4 protein-coding genes are annotated in these 3,133 nt (G+C 44.6%); all 4 read left to right on the plus strand.

Annotated elements, in window-relative coordinates:
- On the plus strand, positions 1–203 hold a 203-nt coding region (locus J7J62_05580; GenBank protein ID MCD6124624.1), incomplete at its 5' end, for a hypothetical protein.
- Complete coding sequence (locus J7J62_05585) at positions 203–2,212, plus strand: sodium-translocating pyrophosphatase (protein MCD6124625.1); 2,010 nt, start codon at positions 203–205, stop codon at positions 2,210–2,212. The genes J7J62_05580 and J7J62_05585, both read left to right, overlap by 1 nt.
- A 65-nt stretch (positions 2,213–2,277) precedes the next feature.
- A complete protein-coding gene (rpsF, locus tag J7J62_05590; GenBank protein ID MCD6124626.1) occupies positions 2,278–2,916 on the plus strand; it encodes a 30S ribosomal protein S6 in 639 nt (212 codons plus the stop codon).
- 87 nt (positions 2,917–3,003) lie between these two features.
- Positions 3,004–3,133, plus strand: a 130-nt coding sequence (locus tag J7J62_05595) for a 30S ribosomal protein S18 (protein MCD6124627.1), incomplete at its 3' end; no start/stop codon positions are given.

The following is a 3,133-nucleotide window of genomic DNA, read 5'->3' on the forward strand; positions in this document are numbered from 1 at the left end:
GGATAGGTCCACTTCCTGAAGGTATTGATGCAGTTGATTTCGTTCTCGGAGAGTTCGACGATAAAGAACTTGAAGCGCTTCCCAAGATAATAGAAAAAGCATCGGATGCAGCCATAATGTGCGCTACAAAGGGAATTCAGCGAGCGATGGAAGTTTACAATCGTAGAAGTAAACTAAATGGAATCGAATCGGAGGAGAGATGATGTTTGAGCAATATTTTTGGATACCTCTCATCGGTGCCGCAGGTCTTCTTGTCGGATTTTTCATTTTCCTCTATGTCAAGAGACAGCCCGCGGGAACCGAACTTATGCAACACATCTCTAACCTGATAAAACGAGGTGCGAAGACATTCCTTCGCCGAGAGTACTCGATATTAGTATTTTTTATTATCGCAATAGCAATACTTATCTTAATAGGTCTTCGAGAATACAACTGGCAAACCGCACTGGCTTTTATAAGTGGTGCTCTTTGCTCTGCCACTGCAGGATACATCGGAATGATGGCGGCAACAAGTTCCAATGCGAGGACAAGCTGGGCAGCAAAAATAGGCGGGCAACCTCTGGCTTTAAGAGTAGCATTTTTCGGTGGCTCAGTCATGGGACTTTCAGTGGCATCTCTGGGACTCGTCGGACTTGGCTTGTTCTTTGTTATCGCAGTTAAGGATGTAGCCTCGGCACATATACTCTCTGGTTTTGCAATGGGGGCAAGTTCCATAGCACTTTTCGCAAGACTTGGCGGTGGGATATATACGAAAAGCGCCGATGTAGGCGCTGACCTCGTTGGAAAAGTCGAGAAAAACATTCCTGAGGATGACCCAAGAAATCCAGGGGTTATTGCCGATAATGTTGGCGACAATGTTGGTGATGTAGCAGGAATGGGCGCTGACATATTCGAAAGCTATATAGGAGCGATGGTAGCCACCATAACCATAGCCGCCACATCAAAAGTTATATCTCACTCAAATCTGGTCGGGAACTACATGGCATTGCCAATAATAGTTGCCGCCGTTGGACTTATAGCATCAATTATAGGAATTTTGTCGCTAAGACTATTCGAAAAATTCAGCAGTCCCGCAGCCGCACTTAACGGCGCTACTTATGTAGCCAGCATACTACTTTTCATCGGAGCTTTTATCGTTCTAAAACTGCTTGAATTGCCGCTGCAATTATTCTTTGTGCTAATAGTAGGTAATGTAATTGGAATATTAATAGGACTTCTTGCAGAATACTACACATCGGGACACCCGATAAAAACAATAGCCGACGCCTGCACCACTGGACCTGCTACTAATATTATAACCGGTCTTTCCGTGGGCTTCGAAAGCGTAGCGGCTCCTGTTCTTATTATCGCTGCGGGAACATATGTTGCTTACATGCTGGGCGGTTTGTATGGCATAGGGCTCGCCGCTGTAGGTATGCTTGCTACTGTGGGGGTAATAATGAGCGTGGACGCATATGGTCCTATAGCTGACAACGCAGGTGGAATAACACAAATGGCTGGTCTCGGCGACGATGTCAGAAAAATCACTGACCGTCTGGATGCACTGGGAAACACCACTGCTGCCATAGGAAAAGGCTTCGCAATAGGCTCAGCGGCACTAACTGCGCTATCGCTTTTTTCCGCCTATTCGCAGGCTGCAAATCTTAAAGGAATTAATCTAAATAATCCTTTGGTGGTTATAGGCTTGTTCGTGGGTGGACTCGTCCCATACCTTGTGGCATCCATTGCAATGAGAGCTGTCGGTAGAGCTGCCGAGAAAATCGTTATAGAGATAAGAAGGCAGTTCAGAGAAATAAAAGGACTCCTCGAAGGAACTGCTCATCCTGATGTCGAGAAGTGCGTTGACATAGCTACATCAGCAGCCCTTAAAGAGATGATATTGCCTGGACTAATAGCCATTGTAACACCAGTAGCAGTAGGTTTCATTATAGGCAGGGAAGCCTTGGGTGGAGTGCTCGCTGGTGCAACGCTTTCTGGTGTTATGTTGGCACTTTTCATGGCTAACAGTGGCGGCGCATGGGATAATGCGAAAAAGTTCATAGAAGAGGGCAATCTCGGCGGAAAAGGTTCAGAAGCTCATAAAGCCGCTGTAGTCGGAGATACCGTAGGTGACCCATTCAAAGACACTGCAGGACCATCAATGAACATACTTATAAAGCTTATGGCTGTCGTATCGCTCGTAATCGCTCCAATCTTACTTAGATACAAGTAAAAAAATACTTGCGCACATCGATGGTAACAGTATTTTAGGCTCGAAATAAGTAAGAGAGGTTAAAGATGGGGAAAAGCCAGTTATACGAAATCGTAGTTATATTTGACCCTCACGGTGAGGAATCGGACTTAAAAAGGGAAACGGATGTCGTTCAATCATTAATTGAAAAGCACTCTGAGGAGTTCATAGGAAGAACCGATTGGGGAATGATAGACTTCGTTTATCCCATAAAGAAACGAACCTCAGGTTATTATGTTTATTATCTATTCAAAGGCAGCAAAGATACGCCTGCGCTGATATCGTCAGCATTGAAAATGGACGAAAAGGTCCTTCGATATCTCATCGTCCGTGCAAAGTCAAACGCTGTGGAATATCTCAAAAGGAAACAGCAAGAAGCCGAACAGGTGGTAAGGACTGAAGAAATTTCAGAGGAAGTCGAGGTAACCGATGAAGCACCTTCAGAAGCCGAAAAGCCAACCGAAGCTGAGGAGTTGCCAGCTGAAGAAAAAGTTGCTGAAGCTGCGCCCACTACTGAAGAGGCAACCACTCATGAGGAAGCAGTAGCCGAAGAAACACCACCAACTGAAGAAGAAACACCTGCTGAAGAGCCTAAAAAGCATTCCGAACCAGAACCAGAGAAACCTGAAACTGATGCAAAAGACGAAAAAACAAACGAATCCAATGAGAAGACAACTGCTGAGTAATAAATAGGGGTAATCTTAAAAACTAAGGAAGAAAGAAAGCGATTCGAAAAATAATGAAAGCGAAAAAGCAGTATAGAGGGAGATAAAATGGCAAAGAAAAAAGCTAAAAAGAAAGCGATAAGAAAATTAAAGCCTTGCCCATTCTGTCTCGACCCAACGCTTGAGATAGACTATAAAAACTACGAACTGCTAAGGAAGTTTGTCAACGACAGAGGGA

The organism is bacterium, from assembly GCA_021159335.1.
GTDB lineage: Bacteria > UBP14 > UBA6098 > B30-G16 > B30-G16 > JAGGRZ01.

Bases quoted from the DNA above. Each gene is read 5' to 3' on its own strand.
- J7J62_05585 (MCD6124625.1), top strand. From the start codon at position 203: ATGTTTGAGCAATATTTTTGGATACCTCTCATCGGTGCCGCAGGTCTT.
- rpsF (MCD6124626.1), top strand. From the start codon at position 2,278: ATGGGGAAAAGCCAGTTATACGAAATCGTAGTTATATTTGACCCTCAC.